This is a genomic window from Desulfotomaculum sp. (assembly GCF_982386235.1).
In genome coordinates this window covers 1-20,723 of record NZ_CEVWQM010000038.1, presented here as the reverse complement: position 1 = coordinate 20,723, position 20,723 = coordinate 1, and the positions used below count along the sequence as shown (strand labels likewise).

Genomic DNA, 20,723 nt, shown 5'->3' with positions numbered 1-20,723 from the left:
TGATATACATTCCCGGTTAATGTATAATTTGGCTGTAAAGTTTTGTTCACAACTATATTTTACAACAAAAGACGGCTTCTGGCATCTGCCAGTCGCCGTCTTTTGTTGTTTTCCAGGCTGGCTTACTGCGACAGCCCCTTTTAGATTTTTGCTAGTAAAAAGTAACAAAATTTAACTTTTTATGCTAAAGCATGTCATCGTTTGCGAAAGGAACTATCCCGGGTCATGTGGAAATATCAGGGGGGAAGGTGGTATGATGAAGGGGATTGGAACGGATATTATTGAAATAGAAAGAATTGAGTTGGCCGTCAGCCGTTCTGGACAGCAGTTTTTAGACCGTGTCTTTACTGCGGCGGAACAGAAGTACTGTCAAGGAAAAATACACTCCTTGGCCGGGCGTTTTGCGGCCAAAGAAGCAATAATGAAGGCCCTGGGGACTGGCCTAAGGGAAATGAGATGGACCAATATTGAGATTTTACCCAATTACCTGGGTAAGCCAGAGGTGAAATTTTCCGGCCCAGCTTTAGAAATAGCAGAAAAAAGGGGCATTCATCGGGTATTGGTAAGTATTTCCCATGACCGTGGCAGGGCTGTGGCCTTTGCGGTGGCAGTTGGCAAAGAAAAGGAAGGATAGGATAATTGTGCGTGTAGTGACAGCAGCAGAGATGAGAGAAATTGATCGTCAGGCCATACAGGAGTACGGTATACCTGGCATTGTTCTAATGGAAAATGCAGGTTTGCAGGTGATTAGGATCATTCAAAGGATCTTTCCCCAGGTTGCTGATAAGGTATTCACGATTCTAGTTGGCAAAGGGAATAATGGTGGGGATGGACTGGTAATTGCGAGACATCTGTACAACTTGGGTGCTCAGGTAAAGGTCCTGCTAATGGCAGATCCTGAGGAATTTCAGGGGGATGCAAAGGTTAACCTAACCGTCTGGCAAAAGATGGGACAACCTGTTTATCAAGTCAACCAGGTTAATGGTATCAACATTGTCAAGGTGGCTTTATTAAATACCGACTTAGTTATTGATGCCCTGTATGGCACTGGGTTCCGTGGTACAGTAAATGAAAAGGTGGCCAGGGTGATTAATCTGGTCAATACCAGTCCGGTTGCTGTACTGGCGGTGGATATTCCCTCAGGCCTGGAGGCCGACACGGGAAAGGCTCAGGGTCCCTGCATGAAGGCAGATCATACCGTAACCTTTGGATTGCCAAAACTAGGCTTAGTGGTAGAACCAGGTGCATCCATTGCCGGCACACTGCACGTGGTGGATATTTCCTTACCAAAGGATTTAATCGAAAATAAGAATATCTCCAGACAATTACTTACAAGACAATTGATTTCTCAATGGTTTAAGCCCAGAAAGCAGGATAGCCATAAGGGAAGCTATGGCCATGTATTCATTGTGGCAGGTTCTCGAAATATGTCTGGGGCCGCCCGTATGACAGCCCGGGGAGCATTAAGGAGTGGTGCCGGGTTGGTCACCCTTGGAGTACCCAAAAGTATACAGCCTTTAGTGGCCGCCACCCTGGATGAAGCAATGACCAGTGGCTTGCCGGAAACCGAGGCGGGAACCCTGGCAGTCACTGCCGTAGAACCAGTTTTAGAGGCCTGTGAAGCCGCAAATGTCCTGGCCCTTGGTCCAGGACTTAGTACACACCCAGAGACAGTGGAATTTGTACGCAATTTGCTGACCCGGCTGACCATTCCCGTGGTGTTGGATGCAGATGCCTTAAACGCTCTGGCAGGGGATACTGCCGTTTTGGAAGGCCTACAGGTACCAGTTATAATGACACCCCATCCCGGCGAAATGGCTCGTTTAGTAGGGTTAACCAGCCCTGAAGTACAGGAAAGGCGGCTTGAGCTAGCCAGTGCCGCGGGAAAGAAGTGGCAATCCGTTGTTTTACTAAAGGGGGCAAAGACCATCATTGCTTCCCCCGCAGGAGAGATTGGTATCAACCCCACGGGTAATCCTGGCATGTCTACTGGTGGCAGCGGTGATGTGTTAACTGGTTTGATTACAGGTTTGCTAGCCCAAGGGTTTACTCCTTTCCAGGCAGCCGCTGCCGGAGCGTATCTGCATGGTTCTGCCGGAGATTTGGCAGCCCAAGAGTTAAGCCAAGCCAGTACTTTGGCCGGAGATATTGTAAATTATTTATCCGCAGCTTTTAAAGAAATAGAAGGTTAAGTTGATCTAAATTACTAACGCAGGGTATGTAGGAAATACAGACATTGCTTGGTCGGTGGCAAGCAATTTCTTTTTATTTATGCTAAAATAAAGGAAAAAATAGGATGGTGGCGTTTATCAATGTTGGAACCCACATGGGCAGAGATTAACTTAGAAGCCATCAGACATAATATTAGAGAGGTCCGCAGAGTAATTGGACCAAATAAGGAAATTATGGCTGTGGTTAAGGCCAATGGCTATGGACACGGTGCTGTGCCGGTGGCCCAGGCGGCATTGGCTGCAGGAGCCACAAGGCTTGGTGTAGCAAGATTATCAGAGGCTCAAGAACTCCGTAGGGCTGGCATCCAAGTGCCGATACTAATTTTAGGATACATTTCTCCAGATCAAATTAGTGATGCTTTGGATCTGAATATTTGTTTAACCGTGTTTAGATCCGATTTAGCCGAGCAAATATCTGCCGTGGCTTGCAGCAAAGGAATGAAAGCCACTGTACACCTTAAGGTAGATACCGGTATGGGGCGGCTTGGTTTTACCCCCGATACGACAGGGGTAGCCGCAGTTGCCGCAGCCTACAACCTGCCGGGTCTAAATGCCGAGGGGATCTATACCCATTTTGCAACCGCCGATGCAGAGGACAAAAGCTATACCCGCGGGCAATTTGAAAGGTTTATGTCTGTATTGCAGCAGCTTCAGGAAATGGGAATCAGCTTCTCCTTACGGCATTGTGCCAACAGTGCAGCCATCATGGAATGCCCAGAGACTCATTTGGATCTTGTGCGGCCCGGGATTATTATGTATGGCCTTTATCCATCCGAAGAGGTGGACAAAAATAAGATTGCTTTGCAACCTGCCATGACCTTAAAGACACGCATTGCCCATATTAAGCATGTAGGACCTGGCACAAAGATTAGCTATGGCTGTACCTACACTGTTCCCAGGGAAACGGTGATTGCTTCCCTTCCCATTGGTTATGCAGATGGCTATCCCCGGTTATTATCCTCTAAAGGAGAAGTTCTAGTTAAAGGTAAGAGGGCCCCGGTGATTGGTAGAATTTGCATGGACCAATGCATGATTGATGTCGGTAAGATTACTGGGGTACAAATTCATGATGAAGTTGTCATTTTTGGGGTTGCTGAATTACCAGTTGAGCAAATGGCAGCATGGCTGGGGACCATTAATTATGAAGTGGTCTGCTGGGTAGGTAGCAGGGTACCAAGGGTATATATGAGTTGACCGGGAGATGAACTATGGACAGAAGGATTGTCATGGCCTGCGGCGACAACACAGAATTACATCAATTGAAGCAAACTCTTAAACGCCTTGGTTATCGGGTGATAGCAGAGGCAACCAGCGGCATGGATGCGCTAAAAGCGGTTCGATCTACATCACCAGAGGTTGTCCTATTAGATGATTACCTACCCGTGTTGGATGGTATGCAGGTGGCAAAAATTATTTGCGAAGAAAACTTGGCCCCGGTGGTTTTGTTGGTTTCCCAAGGTAATAAGGGCCTTGTAGAAAGGGCAAGGGATGTATCTGCAGCATTTTTAATGCGACCCTACCTGGAGGATCAGGTTTATGCTGCCATCGAAGCGGCTGTTTCCTCATATAAGCGATTTTCACAGCTGCAGCAGCAGCTTAATGAATTGCAGGAGACCCTAAAGACCCGTAAAATTCTTGAGCGGGCGAAGGGGCTGCTGATAAAACAAAAGGGCTTTTCCGAAGAACAAGCCTATAAGGCCATTCAGCATACAGCAATGAAGAAAAGAACTTCCATTAAATCCGTTGCGGAGGCCGTTATTAACACCTACGGCAAATGCCCTTAGCTGTTAGCAAACTGAAAGATGGCTAAAGAAGGAGCGACAGGGGATTGAACCCTTGTCTTTTTTTCCTAAAAGAATATTTTGGCTAACCAGTTACACGAAGGATAGGTGGAACGTCTATATAATAAAGATCGGTTAAGGAGTGAATATGCTTGGCTAAAAAAATAATCAGTGCAATTGTGGCTGGTTGTCTTGTCGGTGGCTTAATGTTTAATCCTGCTGCCTTTGCGGAGGAAAGGTCCGCTGTCATTGCTACAAAATCTTCATCAGTTGACGGAGACCTGGCTAAGGCTAAGTTTCCCTTGGATCAGGCCATCGCTAAGGCGAAGGATACCTTTGCTATTTCCAATGACTATGAGCGGTTTGAAAGTGGCTTTAATACCTACGGCGAGAGAGCCGAGTGGCATCTTAATTGGACACGCAGTGCCGAACCCCGGGGAAATATTTCCGTGCGGGTTAATGCTGCAACTGGGGAAATATTCGGCATGGATCGTTGGGAAGAATTGCCCCCGGGCCAAAAGTACAGTGGTTTACCCCGTTATTCCTACGATGAATCGGCCAAATTTGCTAAGGAATGGATACAAAAATTATTGCCTGCTTACGCTGGCCAAATAAAATTGGTCTCGAATCAGGATCAACCCTTTTATGGCTTTGGCGATAGGGGGCCAGTGGAATACTATTATAACTTTAACCGAGTTGCCAATGGTATTGTCTTTCCCGGCAACAATATCTATATTCGTATAAGCGGCGACACGGGTGAACTGTTAGGTTTTGGCCTTAACTGGGACGAAAAGACCAGCTTCCCCTCTGCCGCTGGTAGGATCTCACCAACTGAAGCCGAAAAGGTCATCGGCCAAAACATAGAGCTGGTTTATTACCGACCCTGGACAAACGGTGCCAAGGATACGCCGGTCAAGTTGGTGTATCGAGTGAAAAAAGGTGCCAATTTAATGGTTGATGCCTTTACCGGTAAGGTTGTTGAGGGTCAATTATATGAGGGTTATGACCGTGCTATGGGTGGAGAAGCCCAAAAGGAAAGTGCCAGCAGAAATGAAATGACACCAGCCGAGCAGGCAGAAGTTGATAAAATAAAGAACCTTCTCAGTGCAGAAAAGGCCATGGACAAGGTGAAAAATATTGTTTCCGTGCCCGCTGAATTAAAGCTGACGGAAAGTAGGCTAAATCAGGATTATCAATATCCAGAACAAAAACAATGGACTTTCCACTGGAACAATGAAAAAAATACAACAGATGTGCAAAGTATCAGTGCGGCAGTTAATGCTGTAACCGGTGAGCTTGTTTATTACAACATTTGGAAAAAGGGCTTTGATGAAAGAAAGACAGCGGCACCTGCCGTTAGCGTGGAGCAAGCCAGACAAAAGGCTGAAGACTTTATTAAAAAGCAGCAGCCGAAGCGACTGGCAGAGATAAAGCTGGATAATAGCCTGAACAGTGATTATCTGGAAAAAGGGATTACGCGAAACTATCATTTCTCCTACCTCCGGGTTGTAAATGGGATACCTTTTACAAACAATGGTTTTGAAATTGAAGTTGACGGCAATACCGGGGAGATTACCAACTACCAAATGAACTGGTGGGATGTTAAATTTCCCGATAAATCTCAAGAGATAGGCCACGCCAAGGCTTCTTCCATATTTTTAAGTGGCGGTGGCCTGGGGCTGGAGTATATCAATACCGATAGGGGTGCTAATCAACCAAAGGTTAATCTGGTATACAGGCTGAAGGATCGCCCTTCTTATCTGCTGGATGCTAAATCCGGACAATACCTAAATACCAGGGGCGACGTCATTGCTCCCAAAGAAACGACGGATTTTACAGATATCAGTGGCCACCCTGGGGCAGAGGCCATTAAGCAATTGGCTAAGGCTAATATTGTCAAAGCCGCCGATGGAAAGTTTTACCCAGACCGCAATATAACTAAGATTGAGGCATTGGAAATGTTAGTAGCCAGCCGGGGTTGGTATGTGTCAGGACCCTATGATTTGTTAAAGGAAGGTAAGGACAAGGAGGAAGAGAAAAAGCGTCTCCTTAACGCTGCGGTCAGCCTAGGTATTATTCAGCCGGATGACACCAAGGATTTGGCTAAGGAACTAACCAGGCTGGAATTGGCAAAACTGATGATTAATACCTTGGATTATGATGGCGTTGCCAAGCTTGCCCAGATATATACCCTGCCAACCAGAGATGCCCAGCTAGTACCAGACCAATTAAGGGGTTATGCAGCACTGAGCCTTGGACTGGGTCTCCAGACTGACAATCAAGGAAACTATGTTCCGAATGAAAAGGTCAGCCGGGGTCATGCAGCCATCTCCCTGGTTCGGATGTTAAAAGTTCAAAAATAATTGTTAAGTGGGTGTCGCAAAGCTGCTTTTGGGTAGCAAGTGACGCTCACTTTTTAAATTTTTGTTGAATAATAAACAGCGTTCCCCCGGTCATAGAATGATAAAAAGAACAATTAGGGGGGAAAAACATGACCCAAGTGTCGATCATTATACCGTGTAAGAATGAAGGAAAACGGATTAAGGAAACGATAGAATCCATCTTGTCAACACCTTGCAGGATTCCCTTTGATATTACTGTTGTTAACGACGATTCCACGGATGGTTGCTGCACATTTTTAAATAAGGGCAAGAATTATCCGGGCGTAAAACTTATTAATACTAGTGGAGTTGGGGCTGCCAATGCTAGAAATCTAGGCGTTAAGAAATGCACCGGTGAAATACTGGTGTTTTGTGATGCTCATATAACTGTGGAACCGGAATGGCTGGAAATATTGGCTGAGGGCCTATTGGAACGGGGCGCGGGCGCTGTTTCACCGGGAATTGCCAATATGGGTATGACCCATGCCATTGGCTATGGTATGACCTGGAATAAAAAATTGGAGGCTCAGTGGTTGCCCAGTACCGGTGAAATTACAGAGGTACCCATTGCACCGGGGGGCTGTGTGGCGGTAACGAGGAGGGTATTTAATGATGTGGAAGGATTTGAAACAGGCTTTCGAACCTATGGTTTTGAAGATGCAGAGTTCTCAATGAAGCTCTGGCTATTTGGTTATAGGGTTGAAGTAGATCCGGCGGTGGTTGTACAACACCATTTTCGTAGTAAGCATCCCTATCCTATTACCATGGAGGAATATGCTTATAATGGCATTCGCATGGCCTTCAGTCATTTTAATTGGCAAAGGGCGGGGCAAGTTATTAATATGTACAACTATTTGAAGGATATTGGTATGTTGGTTTCCGAATTAGTATTGGAAAGCAATATTTTAAAACAGAGGGAAAGGTATTTAAAAAGGAGAAAGTACAATGATGACTGGTTTATAAATAAATTTCAAATTCCTTTATAACCCTGGTTGACAACCCCAGAACCAGAGAGATAAGATATGCTCAAGTACCAAAAAATGTATATGTCCAGTTGCCATATAGTGGAATTTGCGGGGAAAGGGGAAATGTACAATGAAATTTTATGGAATAAGTGATTTGCACCTTTCCTTTAAAAATCCGGTAAATCCCCAAAACTGGGATGAGGTAAAATTGCACAAACCGATGGATATTTTTAACCAAGAGTGGCAAAGGCATTACCAAAAAATTTATAATAATTGGTGTGAAAAGATAGCTCCTGAAGATATCATACTAATGCCTGGGGATATTTCCTGGGCCACCCGGTTAGAAGAAGCACGCTATGATGTAGATTTTCTTGGGATGCTGCCAGGAACCATCTTTGCTATACCAGGGAATCATGATTACTGGTGGCAGGGGATATCCAAGACCCGCAAATTTGTACCTCAAAATGTAAAATTAATTCAAAATGACCATATGGTTGTGGGGGATACGGTTATTTGTGGTACCAGGGGCTGGACCTGCCCCAACAGTCACCAGTTTACCGAAGAAGACGAGAAGATTTACAAAAGGGAACTAATTCGTTTGGAAAACTCCCTACGCAGTATTCAAGGAAATCCCGATGAAATTATTGTAATGATGCATTTTATGCCCACCAACGAAACCCACGAACCCTCTGAATTTATCAATATTCTTTGCGAATTTAAAGTGAACAGAGTAGTTTATGGGCATCTGCATGATCGGGCAAAAAACTACCGATTGCCTGATGAAATCTGGGGGATAAAATTTCATTTGGTTAGTGCTGATTTTTTAAATTTTAACCCGGTTTTGATTACTGAAAAATAATTATGAAAAAGGACTCAAAACAGTTGAAAAAATTACTTACTTTAGATATGGTTTTGTCATATATTTCCTATCAAAGTTTTAAAAGTTGAACGGGGAGGGGAGCATGTGCAATTAAAATTAACCACAAGAATTGTATTGGGTTACTGTGTTATCCTGTTGTTCGCAGGTTTGTTAGCAGGTGCCATGGTTTACAAAGTACACCAAATTACTCAGGAAATTGAAGGTTTGCAACAGCATAACGTTCGTACCATGCAAGGCTTAGACATTGACATGTATATTGAGGAGCAAAATAGTCTAGCCAAGGAGTATGTGATAACAGGAGAGGCGATAGACAAAGAAAATTATGAAGAAAAATTAAATTTCACATTGTCAAAAGAGGAAGAACTCATCAAACTAACTAGGCAAAAAATTAACTTGGATAGAATTACCAAAGTACATGAATTAAATGAGCAATTGGGTACACTTTTTATGTCTGAAATAATTCCCCTTGTGGAGAATGGACAAAACGACCAGGCAAAAAAAATTAAAGAAGAACGTTATGATGAACTATCCGACCAACTAAAGAAAGAAGTAACGGCCTATGTTAATTATAAAAAACAAGAAAGTAAAGATGCTGAAAATCGTTCCATGCAAATAAGCGTTGAAACCAAAAAAATTGCCCAGGTCTTTGGAGTAATTGCTATATTGATGGGTATCATGTTTAGTATATTATCTTCCAGGGCAGTTACCAGACCAATCAACCGGATGCTGCAGGAAACGGGTATTGTTGCCCAGGGTGATCTAACCAAAAGGGTAGAAGTTGTTGGTAATGATGAATTGGCACAACTGGGCAGAGCCTTTAATACCATGGTGGATAATCTGCACGACATGACCAGGCAAGTGGTTGATAAGAGCAATAATCTGGCGGCCCATAGTCAGCAGCTCTCGGCGGCCAGCCAAGAAGTAAGTGCTGCGGTTGAGGAAATTACCAGCACCACAACGGAATTGGCCAGTATAACAACAGAGGAAGCAGCCAGTGCAGACAATGCGGTGGGTGTTTCTCAGGAAGTGGAAAAGGCAGCCCAAAAGGGTAACCTAGCTGTAAATCAAGCAGTGGATAAAATGAACTCCATTGTTCAAAAGGTGGACAAAAGTTCCGAACAGGTTGTTAAACTGGGTGATCGCTCCCAGGAGATCGGTAGAATTACAGAGGTCATTACTGGTATTGCAGATCAGACCAATTTACTGGCCCTTAATGCAGCCATAGAGGCAGCAAGGGCAGGAGATCAAGGTAGGGGTTTTGCAGTGGTTGCTGAAGAGGTAAGGCGGTTGGCCGAACAATCCTCCCAGGCTGCTAAAGAAATTAGTCTAATCATTGGTCAAATACAACAGGAGACTGGGCAAGCTGTTAAGGATATGCAATTGGGTGTTCAGGAGGTCCATGAAGGAACCCAGGTTGTTCATTCTGCGGGGCAGTCATTAAAAGAAATATTAGACCAGGTGCAGCAAACTGTGATTATCATTAAGGAAATTGCTCAGGGGGCCGAAAAGAATAGCAACAGTGCCCAGAACCTTGCTGCCGCAACGGAGCAAGCCAGTGCCACCGTTCAGGAAATTGCCAGTGCATCGCAGGATTTGGCTCGCATGGGCAATGAATTCCAGAACCTAGTAAAAATGTTCAAGGTTTAAGTCATAAGGTAAGGTATTCCTCTACAAGGGTTGCAGTGGCAGGTTCCTACCATTAAAATAAGAATGAACACTACAAAATTGTCAGGAGGAACTGCATTGGCAAAAAATATTTTTCCACGGGTTGAAGAAATGCTTGAACTAAGAAAAATGTCTATTCAAGAACTGGCTGGCAGAACCATGCTAGAGCTGGCGGATATTGAAGGACTAAAGCAATTTAACCCCAAGAAAACTTCCCATATCGCCATTGTGCAAGCCATCTCCCTTGCTACAGGCATTAATGTATATTATTTTCTTGGGGATGATGTTGTTGGCCCGAAAAGAATTCTATCCCGCCTAAATGTATTTGATCAGCAAAAATTGTTAAATGGTGAGCTTGCCCCATTTCTTAGGGTTACCAAAGAGCAGGCCAAAAGAGACATAACCGATGAGGAATTGGATGCCATGATCAGTGTTATGTTGGAACAGGAAAGTCAAATGGATTTTTAGCCATCAGCTAAATAGCCATGTGTAAAGGGAGTGTTGCAAACTACTTTATAAGTAGCAAGCAACACTCCCTTGTTCTGTCATTCGCTAGGATGACAAGTATTGATAATCGGGTATTAGAAAATATCCAAATCATCCCTGCCTTTAATATGGTCGATAAATTGCCTGGCAGTACGGCCTGAGCGTTCATTGTGCCAGAGTACCCATTTTAGGGCCAGCCGTTCTAAGGTTGGCTCATCAATGTTAAGCTTTTCCTGCAGGGCCAACTGCCAAACGATTTCCAGAAAAGCTTCTTTGTCTGGGGCCATATAGGTAATTTTTATGCCAAAACGATCAGCTAGAGATAGCTTCTCCTGCAAGGTATCCCCGGTATGCACCTCGCCATCAACGACCTTGGTGTGTCGATCACTAAAATATTCTTTTACCAAATTACGTTGGTTCGAAGTTACATAAATGCAGACGTTGGCTGGTTGCTGTTCAAGGCTGCCTTCCAGTTGGGTTTTAAATTCTTTGTAATCCGTTTCGGATTCTTCAAAGGATAAGTCATCAATAAAGATTATAAATTTTAGGGGCACTTTAATTAAATACCTGCTTAAACTCTGCAGTCCAGCTAAATTTTGACGGGAAACCTGCACCAGGCGTAAGCCCTTTGGCCCATATGCATGGAGCAGTGCCTTAACTGTAGAAGATTTGCCGGTGCCTCTGTCCCCATATAAAAGTAAATGATGGGCACCTTGTCCATTTAATAACCGCTCGGTATTCGATAAAACCTGTTTTCTTTGACGTTCATAGCCAATTAATTGCTGTAACCGGATGGGATCGGGTTTTTCAATCCCAGCCAAGTGGAAGCCAGCAGGCCCTGGTTCCCAGCGAAAGGCCCGGTAAAGGGCAAATTGGCCAAAGCCGGCTGCTTGATAAAAGGTTTTAAAGGCGGCTAGCTGATCGGACCAGCTTTCACCGGAAAGAAGCTTTTGCTTGAGCTCCATAAGCAGATCGGATAGGGGATGGTTTCCCGGTGTGTTGGGTAATGGGTTGGTGGTGGCTGGAAAAACACCCGGTGTCTGACCAAAGAAATCTTCTAAAATTTGCATACCTTCCAGACAAATAACTTGCAATTTTCTAAGGTCGTGTAAAAAGGCTTCCTCAACAGTGGAAATTAGGCTTTGCCGGGCAACAAATTCCCGAGCATATAAATTATCGTTAAACAGAACCTGATTTAAAAAATGGTTCTGCCAGGGGTTACCCACTTTTGGAAGTTGTGGATCTACGGTTTCTTTCAGTAAAATGCCGATTAGTTTGTGGTAATCTACCAATAAATCCACAGGTGAGGAGACATCCTTAGCCATGATCGTGCTAATTATTTTGTTAAGGTGCTGAATTGCTTTGTCCTCAGTGATCCCCTGAAATAGAGTCAGGCAGTTTAGTGCATGATGAAGCTTGACTATTTTACTCTTATCCATTTTATGCCCCCTAAAGTGTTCTACCCAGTTTATTCTACCTTTTTTAACCGGGGACCTTTATTTTTTTAACACTAGATTTTGCAACCCAGCAAGTTTTGTCACGGGGGCTTGGCAGGAAAAGTTTTGACAAACATAGGCCGCAGTCTTAACGGCCACGAGAGTCTTATCCTTTATCAAGGGCAATAATTCACCCCATTGGTCGGCAAAATTGTCATCATAACGCACCGTTACAGAGGCATTGGGTAAAAAACTTTGTTGTAGGGTGATCATCATTTGCTTTAATACAGGATCTTCTTTGGCTCCCACCAGTACTATTTCCAGAGGGGCTTCCTGCTCTAAATAGGCACCCATCATAAAGAAAGAGTAACCAGCCGGATATCTTGCCAGATCTTCGGCAAAGACCTGTAGCTGTTGCTTTGCTAGTTCTCCGTAGCGAGAGTTCTCAGTTAGCCGAGCCAATTTTAGAAGGTTGACTGTGGCCACTGAATTACCCGAGGGGATGGCTCCATCGTAAGTATCTTTAGGGCGACTGATTAATTCTTCACTGTCTTTACCATAAAAATAGAAACCGCCATGGTCGTTATCATAGAACAAGTCAAGCATATCCTCGGTCAGGTTCACTGCCTTTTGCAAATATCGGGGTTCAAAGGTGGCCTGATAGAGTTCCAGCAGTGCCCAAACAACAAAGGCATAGTCATCCAAATAGGCTTTGTGGGCTGCTTCACCTTCCCTATACCGGGCCATTAAGCGACCATTTGGTCTATGTAGTTTATCAAAGATAAAGCCCATGGCTTTTTCAGCAGCCCCTAAATAAAGGTTACTTTGAAATACCTGGGCACCCCTGGCTAGGGCGGCAATCATCAAACCATTCCAGGAGGTTAGGATCTTATCATCCTTATAGGGATGAATCCTTTTATCCCGTGCTTCAAATAATATCTTCCGACAGATTTCCAGGCCTTCCACTAAATCTTCTAAAGAAATATCTAATTCCTCAGCAAACTTCAAAGGATTCTGACCGATTAAATTTGGTATACCGGCACCCTCAAAATTACCCTTAGCTGTAATATCATAGTACCCACAGAAAAGTTCGCCATCTATGGAACCGAGTAATTCTGTAATTTCCTCTGGCTGCCAGACATAGAACTTTCCCTCCACGCCTTCGGAATCTGCATCTTCGGCGGAATAAAAGCCACCCTCTGGAGATGTCATATCCCTTAAAACATAGGTGAAAATTTCTTTGGCAATTCGTCCAAAGCGGGGATTCTTTGTTATTTGGTAGGTTTCCATAAAGGCAAAGGCCAGCAGGGCATTATCATAGAGCATTTTTTCAAAATGCGGCACCAACCATTTTTTATCTGTAGAATAGCGGGCAAAGCCAAAGCCCATGTGGTCATAAATGCCGCCCCGGTGCATGGCATCCAGGGTTTCTTCCACCATGGTCAAAGCCTTTTTTTCGCCGGTTTTGTACCAGTAACGTAATAAAAACATTAAATTATGAGGAGTTGGAAATTTGGGTGCGTTGCCAAAACCACCGTAGCTTTGATCATAATTTTTTTCAAATAGGCGGTAGGTTTGATCAAGGATATCCGCAGGCAGTTGGCCGGGTGCGGTTGTGGCTTCCGCTTGCATATGATGGGTGAGTTTATCGCCAATCTCCAGCAAGCGGGAGCGTTCCCCTTGCCACATGCCTGAAATTTGCTCTAAAATCCCTATTAGACCGGGACGGCCATCGTTCGAGTGTTTCGGGAAATAGGTTCCTGCAAAGAATGGCTTTTGTTCTGGGGTCATGATAATGGTTAAAGGCCAGCCGCCTGCCCCGGTTAGTGCCTGGCATACGTTCATGTATATTTGGTCAATATCCGGTCGTTCTTCCCGGTCCACCTTGATCGAAATGAAGTGTTGATTTAAAACCTTTGCCACATCCTCCGATTCAAAGGATTCCCGCTCCATGACGTGGCACCAATGGCAGGTGGAATAGCCGATGGAGAGGAAGATGGGCTTGTCTTCAGTTTTAGCCTTGGCAAAGGCTTCCGCACCCCAGGGGAACCAATCCACGGGGTTGTGGGCATGCTGCAACAAATAAGGACTTTTTTGATTAAAAAGTCTATTGGGCTTCTCTGTGAGTTGCAAGGGCAGCACCTCCAAAAGACATATTTTTAATATAATACCCTTAAAACATATTGCTTTACTATAGTCCAGCTAAAGTTTTTCGTAGCTGACGATCGAAATTTTCGATCGTCAGACCAGGATTTTAGAGCAACTCATCATCTCTTTGAAGGTAGAATATCAGTCCAAAAGGTAACAAAAGTGCAATAAAATAAAAATACAATCAATAATTTGCAATAAAAGATAATAATTATTGCAATAGTCAAACAAAACTTTCCATTATAATTTGGATAATAGAGTATATTGGGGGTATAGCATTCGTATTGATAGGAGGAAACTTATGACACAGATAAAGTCAGATCTACCAAAACGATTACAGATACTAAAAGAAGCATATTTGGATGCCAAGCCAAGCATTACCATTGGTCGTGCCTTGGCATATACTGAAATTGCTGAGAAATATCCTGATCTTCCAAGAAATGTGTTGAGGGCAAAAGGATTCCGGAGAGCGTGTGAAATTGCTCCTCTACTTATTCAAGAACATGAGCTTATAGTCGGTCATCCTTGCGGTAAACCGCGTGCTGGTGCATTTTCACCAGATATCGCATGGGAGTGGATTCGTAATGAACTTGATACCATTGGTACAAGACCACAAGATCCATATTTCATTAGCGAAGAAGAGAAAAAGATTATGCGAGAGCGGTTGTTCCCTTTTTGGAAAGGGAAATCTCTAGCAGAAGAATGTGAGAAGGTGCTTCGTAAAGAAGATTTGTGGGAATTCGGAGCCCAAGCATGCATCAGTGATTTGACATACCATATGACCAGCGGCGGTGGGGATACCAGCCCGGGCTATGACATTATTCTTTTTAAGAAGGGAATTAACGGAATAAAAGCTGAAGCGGAAGCTTATCTTGCCGACTTATCTACTTACAATATTCTAGATAAAGATAAAATTTCTTTTTATCAGGCGGCAATTGAAACCTGTGAGGGAATTCTGACATATGCTGTTCGTCTTTCCACATATGCTCGGGAATTATCCGAAAAGGAACAGGATTCTCAGCGCAAATCCGAGTTAGAAAAAATTGCCGAAGTCAATGCCCGCGTACCAGCTAATCCGCCGGAAACCTTTCACGAAGCATTGCAGGCCATTTGGACAATACAGTCACTCTTTTTAATGGAAGAGAATCAATGCAGTACCTCGCTGGGCCGTATTGACCAGTATGTGTTCCCTTGCTACTCCTCAGATATTAAAACCGGAAAGCTGAATGAACAGCAGGCGTTCGAATTAATGGGCTGTTTCATCATCAAATGCTCGGAAATGATATGGTATACACCAGGAGCGACCGCCAAATATTTTGCGGGTTATATGCCTTTTATCAATATGACTGTAGGTGGACAGAAACGGGAAGGCGGAGACGGCACCAATGATTTAACCTATTTGATCATGGATGCAGTTGAAAGAGTTAAGGTTTATCAGCCTACACTTGCTTGTCGGATACACAATCAGTCTCCGCAATGTTATTTAGAAAAAATTGTGGATGTTATCAAAGCCAGCGGCGGTATGCCTGCTTGTCATTTTGATGATGCACATATTAAAATGATGCTTAGAAAAGGCTTTGATTTTGAAGATGCCCGTGACTATTGCCTAATGGGTTGTGTGGAACCGCAAAAGTCAGGACGTATTCACCAATGGACAGCCGGTGGATTTACACAATGGCCTATTACGATTGAAATGGTACTTAATCGAGGTGTTCTTAAGTCTTATGGAAGTAAACTGTGGCTAGACACTGGAGAACTGGAGGCATTAACTACTTACGAGCAATTTGATGCCGCTGTGAAACGGCAGCTTGATTATCTACTGGAGATGAATGCAAGGGGTACGGTTTTAATTCAGGAGGTCTTTAGAGATATTACGCCTACTCCTTATATGTCACTGTTTGTCGATGGCTGCATGCAAACCGGTAAAGATGTAACAGCCGGGGGAGCTGTTCTTTATGAAGGACCGGGAACAATCTTTGCGGGACTGGGTACCTATGTTGACAGCATGGCGGCAATAAAAAAACTGGTTTACGATGATAAAAAGTATACCCTTGAGGAGATAAAGAAAGCCCTTGATGCCAACTGGGAAGGGTTTGAGCAAATACGCCGCGACTGCCTTCATGTTCCCAAATATGGTAATGATGACGATTATGCTGATCTGATTGCAACTGACATTGTTGATTATACAGAAAAAAGAATCAATCAGCACAAGTCACTTTATGCAAGACAAATTCATGGCACTTTATCTCAGTCCTTTAATACACCACTTGGCGAGATGATTGGAGCGACTCCCAATGGGCGTCTTTCTGGCGCACCGCTGTCTGATGCTATGAGCCCTTCTCAGGGTGCTGACAAAAAAGGACCGACGGCAGTCATAAAGTCCGTATCCAAGATCAATGTTGAATCAATGAGTCTTGGCATGGCTCACAACTTTAAAATAACCCGTAATTTCTTGGGTTCTCTGGAAGGCAGGGCTGGATTGATTACACTATTACGCACTGCTTCGTTGATGGGTAATGCACAGATGCAATTCAATTGTGTGGATAATAAAACATTACAAGAAGCTCAACTTCATCCGGAAGAATATCGCGACCTTATTGTAAGAGTTGCTGGATATAGTGCCTTTTTTGTAGAGCTTTGCAAGGAAGTACAGGATGAAATTATCAGCCGTACAGTAGTAGAATAAAATAGTAGAATAAAATGCTCGGGCCATTTCCCTACACCCCAGAGAAATTTAACATATAATCATGGTTTTATGAAGGACTTGGTAGCTCAAATATCGTGCACGTTTACACCTCCTTTCTGGGGGAGCTTATTTTATAGTGACACTAACAATTTACTGTATATAGTGAGGTCGATATACAGACAAGCTCATATGCTATTTGCAAAAAATAGACCTTAATTTAATGGAAGGAAGAGTATTTGCATTAATACAATGAATGGCAAGGTGAAAAGCCTTGCTTTTTTGTTTGGTTCTAGTAACCCGTTTGCCACCAATGTCAAGTAGCCTTAACTATAACCAACGCTAGGAATACCCAATAGATAAGAAGATAGGTTTATCTTCCTGCTTAGCCTTTTCAAAAGCATGGCAACTCCATGAAAACCAGTTTACAGGATTATAGGCATGTTGCAACACAGATTGTCCCTTATTTATAATTTATACACCTTTACATTATTTCAGGCTATACTTTGCTTCATCAATATTATGGTATTTAATTTTTGAAGATAAATTATGATTTATTCTGAACTCTACGGAGCGTTGATTTAAATAATTATATTTATTGGTTACAATTGATAGAAGTTGACATTGGAAAGCTATTAAGTGGTGATTTAGTACAGAATAATTTCGTTGGAAGCAATAGAAAAAATCAAAGTATTATATCTATAAAAAGAAGAAAGCTAGGAGTAATATCCTCAGCTAATCTCCGGCAGAACCCTGTGGGGCGCTCAGGTTGCTCCTCAGCATTTGTCTTACCCTCCCGACAGGTAAGAGCCATCATAAGCCTTCCCAAATTTATGCGACAACAAACGAATTACACAAAATTCCGTACACTCCCTATTTTTGATAGAGAAAAATATAGGCCAAGCTCGGATAACTTGCTATTCATCTTGTCCAATTCATTATAAGCTCTACTTCACCAGTACTTTCATCAATTTGCTCTTTTGAAATCGAAAAACCTTCTCTTAGGTAAAATTTAATCGCACGAACATTCTTTTTATAAACTTGCAACGACAATTCAGAGTGGTTAGCCTTGACATAATCAAGTAAAGCTTTTCCTATGCCCTGGGATCGACTACTTGTATTAATAAATATCCCAGCAATATAACCTTCCATCAACCCAACAAATCCTTGAATTATACTGTTATCTTCGTAAATGAATATTGTTGCATTTGGCAACATCTCTTTAACCATTTCATAGTTACCCTGCCAGTAACTTTTGCTAATAAAATCATGAGCCTTTATGTTGCTTTCAAGCCATATTTTCATAACTATGTCTAATTCATCAATTTTGAACCTTCTAATCATATTTACCCCTATTTTATAAACAATTCAACTTCATTTGATTCTAAGCATGTTTATACTTGGATGCTATTGAAACTAAAAACATAACGCATATCTTCAAAAGGCTCCTTCATTATTTCAAAGGAGTATTTCTCATTATTGAACGTGAAGCCGTTTCGCTCATAAAATTTTTTAGCTGTCTCGTTATTTTCTAAAACCCATAAATAAACGTCGTTATATCCGTCAATTTCCAGATCATCCAGGGCGGCTTTCAAGAGTTTATGCCCATATCCTTTTCCAAGATACTCCGGCAAAAGATAAATCGAAATAATTTCTCCCCATTCAGACAATTTCTTATCTCTTGACTTTCCGTAGGCAATACAGCCAACGGCTGATTCTTGTTCATAAATAAGCAGTACAGTTACGGTATTAGCCTCAATCCAGCCTTGAAAAGCATCTACCCAAAAATCATCTTGTAATTCATTAAGATACTGTTGGGGAATCATGCCTCTATAAGCGCCTTTCCAACTGGAAGCATGAATATGACTGATCGTTTTCACGTCTTGAATCGTTGCTCGCTTTATAACCATAGAATCACCTCAATCAATTTCAAGCTTGGTTTCATCGTTCCCTTTTCAGATAAATCATATCGGCAATCCGGCTGAACCGCAATATTTTTTGTTTCATAAGTCCCAGTCGCTTCTTTTGTGACTACGCATTCGGCTTTAACTCCTTCGTCATGCAAAACAAATATTTCACCTCACTCAAGATACTCATCTACCATATCGTCCTGCTCGTCCGCCAGCAATAACAGGTCACTATACTTGTACTATTCATAGGCAAATTCCTTTGCCCTTCCTCTTTGTCGGATGGATAAATAATTTTATAAAAATATGAAAGAGCGCTTGACTTTGCCCTAACTGGAAGCCGTATACTCCAATGAGAACATGTTCAAATGCCATCGAGGTGGTGATTCTATGCTAACAATCGGAGAATTCTCCAGAATCAGCAGGGTGTCGACAAAAACGCTTCGCTATTACGATCAGATCGGGCTGCTCAAGCCCGGATTTGTCAGCAGGGACTCCGGCTATCGCTATTACGAGGTTTCTCAGCTTCGGGACATGCTGCTGATTTCGAGGCTGAAGCGGTATCTGTTTTCCTTGCCTGAGATTGCTGCTGTTCTGGCCGCCAGGGACAACAGTCGCCTGGCCGAACTCTTGCAAGCCAAAAAAGAGGAGTTCCTGCGGCAAATCGAGGATCAGCGGCACCTCCTGCTGCAAATGGAGCAGGACATTGAGAAAATAGAAAGGTGTGAGAATATCATGCAAGCCAATTATTTAGTGAAAACCGTGGAAATTCACCCCAAAACCATTTATTCCTTAAGACGGAAAATGAGTGTCCGGGATTTTGAAGAAGCCTTTGGCGCATTATGCGCTGGGTTGGAAAAGAAGCGGTTGAAGCCTGCCGGACCGTTCCTGTCCGTCTACCATGACGTGGAATTCAATCATGAATGCACGGATATCGAGGTTGGGGTGGAGGTAGCGGGCGGCAGCGGCGAGCAGTTGCGGGAGCTTGCTCCGGGGCTTTGCTGCTTTGCCACCCATATCGGCCCCTATGACGATTTCACTCCCTGCTATACGGCGCTTATGGAATGGATTGAAAGAGAAGGGTATGTCGTTGCCGGACCGCCCTTTGAGTTGTATGTCAAAGGCTGCGACGACAATGTTCCGCCCAGTGAATATGTAACCGAAATTTATTTTCCCATCAAAAAGTAATTGCGCGGGATAGCAGGAAAGGCAGGGGGAAGCTGCGGAGTCTCCCTGCCTTGGCTTTACAAAAGCTTCTCTTTGCTTAGCACTTCGGCTCGCGCCTCTTCTTTGTTGGGATGCTTGGCCTGTTGCCCGGCCATTGATAACCAGTACAATTAGACTTTGCTAAAAAGCTGTAGGGAACACACAAGGACTTTCCATAATGAAGGTCCTTGTGTGTTAGGCATTCATACAGTAACCATTGAAGCCATCATGGAATGACCTGCTAATATAAACTAATACTTGGAGGGGTAGCTATGTCACCCTTTAAGTACTCAATCGCAAAAGTGATCTGTGTAAAGGTGATCAATAAAACCGAACCAAGTTGCACCAGTATCACCTTACCCGTTACTACGGTTGGTGGTTCGGTGATAGCCAAAGTTCCTGTAACGTTAGCCGAACTGACTTTGCAGGTGAATCTAGATAGTCTTGTGTCCTTACCGGAACCTGCCCTTGCCTTTTCTGTGGTCAGCGATACAGAAATTACCGCTACCGTTCCTCCATCAACGAGTTTAGAAACAGTACAAGTAACCGTCAACGTGCCTGGCTGCGAAAGTAGTAATGGGCTGACCTACACCTATTCTGGTTTCATGGGTGCCACTGCAGTTCTTTTTGGTAGCGAGCCAGCGACTACTTCACCTTCTATAGCGACACCCATATTGATGCCACTACCCCACCGGGGACAGGTTCGAGGGCACTGAAGAAGTTCTGGCTTTTACAAATGAATGCTGCAATTAGTTCAAGTACGATCAAGGGCGTGTCGCCCTACGTTTTCAAATAAACGTTTTGCAACACGCCCTGTTTTGCTTTTTCTGAAAATCATAGCGTATTTTTACCCTTTTTGGTACCGGCAAAAACTTTTTTTATTTCTCCAAGGCTCCGTACCCTTTTGGAAAAATCAATATTAAATAATTCCCCTACATCTTTTAGAACATCATC

The 20,723-nt window shown here is 43.4% G+C and carries 16 protein-coding genes and 2 pseudogenes; 12 read left to right on the top strand and 6 right to left on the bottom strand.

The genetic code is table 11. From position 1 onward, the window contains the following. Nucleotides 1–256: 256 nt before the first annotated feature. The 9 genes from acpS (at nt 257) to AC1U9Z_RS16675 (ending at nt 10,371) form a co-directional block, all read left to right on the top strand. Nucleotides 257–634: a holo-ACP synthase gene (gene acpS / locus AC1U9Z_RS16715; RefSeq protein ID WP_333529194.1), complete on the top strand. Its 378-nt coding sequence runs from the start codon at nt 257–259 to the stop codon at nt 632–634. Between the two features lie 7 nt (nt 635–641). Then, nucleotides 642–2,192 carry an NAD(P)H-hydrate dehydratase gene (locus AC1U9Z_RS16710; protein WP_479958393.1) on the top strand — a complete coding sequence of 517 codons (1,551 nt, stop codon included), beginning with the start codon at nt 642–644 and terminating at the stop codon, nt 2,190–2,192. Between the two features lie 120 nt (nt 2,193–2,312). Then, nucleotides 2,313–3,425 carry an alanine racemase gene (gene alr / locus AC1U9Z_RS16705; RefSeq protein WP_479958392.1) on the top strand — a complete coding sequence of 371 codons (1,113 nt, stop codon included), beginning with the start codon at nt 2,313–2,315 and terminating at the stop codon, nt 3,423–3,425. A 14-nt stretch (nt 3,426–3,439) separates the two neighbouring features. Further along, nucleotides 3,440–4,015 (top strand): ANTAR domain-containing response regulator, encoded by a 576-nt coding sequence (locus AC1U9Z_RS16700; RefSeq protein ID WP_333529142.1) that lies wholly within the window; start codon nt 3,440–3,442, stop codon nt 4,013–4,015. Between the two features lie 149 nt (nt 4,016–4,164). Next, on the top strand, nt 4,165–6,375 hold the full coding sequence (locus AC1U9Z_RS16695; protein ID WP_479958391.1) for a YcdB/YcdC domain-containing protein: 2,211 nt from the start codon (nt 4,165–4,167) through the stop codon (nt 6,373–6,375). Nucleotides 6,376–6,503: 128 nt separating this feature from the next. Beyond that, a complete protein-coding gene (locus tag AC1U9Z_RS16690; RefSeq protein WP_479958390.1) occupies nt 6,504–7,379 on the top strand; it encodes a glycosyltransferase family 2 protein in 876 nt (291 codons plus the stop codon). A gap of 109 nt (nt 7,380–7,488) precedes the next feature. After that, entirely contained in the window at nt 7,489–8,217 is a 729-nt protein-coding gene (locus AC1U9Z_RS16685; RefSeq protein ID WP_479958389.1) for a metallophosphoesterase, read from the top strand. Between the two features lie 105 nt (nt 8,218–8,322). Continuing rightward, nucleotides 8,323–9,885, top strand: coding sequence for a methyl-accepting chemotaxis protein (locus tag AC1U9Z_RS16680; RefSeq protein ID WP_479958388.1), 1,563 nt, complete (start codon nt 8,323–8,325; stop codon nt 9,883–9,885). A 96-nt stretch (nt 9,886–9,981) separates the two neighbouring features. After that, nucleotides 9,982–10,371 (top strand): XRE family transcriptional regulator, encoded by a 390-nt coding sequence (locus tag AC1U9Z_RS16675; RefSeq protein ID WP_333529137.1) that lies wholly within the window; start codon nt 9,982–9,984, stop codon nt 10,369–10,371. Between the two features lie 113 nt (nt 10,372–10,484). On the opposite strand, the gene AC1U9Z_RS16670 is transcribed toward AC1U9Z_RS16675, so the two are convergent. Together AC1U9Z_RS16670 and AC1U9Z_RS16665 are read right to left on the bottom strand one after the other, a co-directional pair. Next, nucleotides 10,485–11,828, bottom strand: coding sequence for an ATP-binding protein (locus AC1U9Z_RS16670; protein ID WP_479958387.1), 1,344 nt, complete (start codon nt 11,826–11,828; stop codon nt 10,485–10,487). 57 nt (nt 11,829–11,885) lie between these two features. Continuing rightward, on the bottom strand, nt 11,886–13,958 hold the full coding sequence (locus AC1U9Z_RS16665) for a thioredoxin domain-containing protein (protein WP_479958386.1): 2,073 nt from the start codon (nt 13,956–13,958) through the stop codon (nt 11,886–11,888). Nucleotides 13,959–14,274: 316 nt separating this feature from the next. Here AC1U9Z_RS16665 and cutC point away from each other — a divergent pair, with 316 nt between their 5' ends. Beyond that, nucleotides 14,275–16,659, top strand: coding sequence for a choline trimethylamine-lyase (gene cutC, locus AC1U9Z_RS16660; protein WP_479958385.1), 2,385 nt, complete (start codon nt 14,275–14,277; stop codon nt 16,657–16,659). 342 nt (nt 16,660–17,001) lie between these two features. On the opposite strand, the pseudogene AC1U9Z_RS16655 reads toward cutC, so the two are convergent. The 4 genes and pseudogenes from AC1U9Z_RS16655 to AC1U9Z_RS16640 form a co-directional block, all read right to left on the bottom strand. Next, nucleotides 17,002–17,130: pseudogene (locus AC1U9Z_RS16655) on the bottom strand (DUF255 domain-containing protein); the annotation flags it as partial. 447 nt (nt 17,131–17,577) lie between these two features. Further along, entirely contained in the window at nt 17,578–18,000 is a 423-nt protein-coding gene (locus AC1U9Z_RS16650; RefSeq protein WP_333529135.1) for an N-acetyltransferase, read from the bottom strand. Between the two features lie 50 nt (nt 18,001–18,050). Continuing rightward, nucleotides 18,051–18,566, bottom strand: a complete 516-nt coding sequence (locus tag AC1U9Z_RS16645) for a GNAT family N-acetyltransferase (protein ID WP_333529134.1) — start codon at nt 18,564–18,566, stop codon at nt 18,051–18,053. Between the two features lie 65 nt (nt 18,567–18,631). Further along, a pseudogene (locus tag AC1U9Z_RS16640) lies at nt 18,632–18,790 on the bottom strand (GNAT family N-acetyltransferase); the annotation flags it as partial. Nucleotides 18,791–18,953: 163 nt separating this feature from the next. On the opposite strand from AC1U9Z_RS16640, the gene AC1U9Z_RS16635 reads away from it, so the two are divergent. Then, on the top strand, nt 18,954–19,751 hold the full coding sequence (locus AC1U9Z_RS16635) for a MerR family transcriptional regulator (protein ID WP_333529133.1): 798 nt from the start codon (nt 18,954–18,956) through the stop codon (nt 19,749–19,751). 290 nt (nt 19,752–20,041) lie between these two features. Then, the gene (locus tag AC1U9Z_RS16630; RefSeq protein WP_333529132.1) at nt 20,042–20,485 is read left to right on the top strand and encodes a hypothetical protein; all 444 of its coding nucleotides are present in this window, start codon (nt 20,042–20,044) and stop codon (nt 20,483–20,485) included. Nucleotides 20,486–20,723: the final 238 nt, after the last annotated feature.